The following is a 202-nucleotide window of genomic DNA, read 5'->3' as shown; positions in this document are numbered from 1 at the left end:
ATTACGATTAAAGACAACAAATTGCATGTGCCAAATTACCCCATTATCCCTTTCATCGTGGGCTTGGCTTTGGGTTTGGCCCCCATTGCGGGAAGCGTGGCGGTTTTAGGGGCGGTCCCTTTATGGGCTGTCTTTTTGGCTTTTGGGGTGGTGTTGTGGGTGGGTGGGTTTGATTTTCTCTTTTCTTTTCAAGTTATGGAGG

General features: G+C 48.0%; 1 pseudogene. It reads left to right on the top strand.

Features of this window, described 5'->3' with window-relative positions:
- A pseudogene (locus BZK24_RS08815) lies at nt 1-202 on the top strand (hypothetical protein); the annotation flags it as partial.

The organism is Helicobacter pylori (assembly GCF_001998165.1).
Classification (GTDB): Bacteria; Campylobacterota; Campylobacteria; order Campylobacterales; family Helicobacteraceae; genus Helicobacter; species Helicobacter pylori_DL.
The sequence above is the reverse complement of the archived record's forward strand: the minus strand, read 5'-3'. Positions and strand labels throughout refer to the sequence as shown.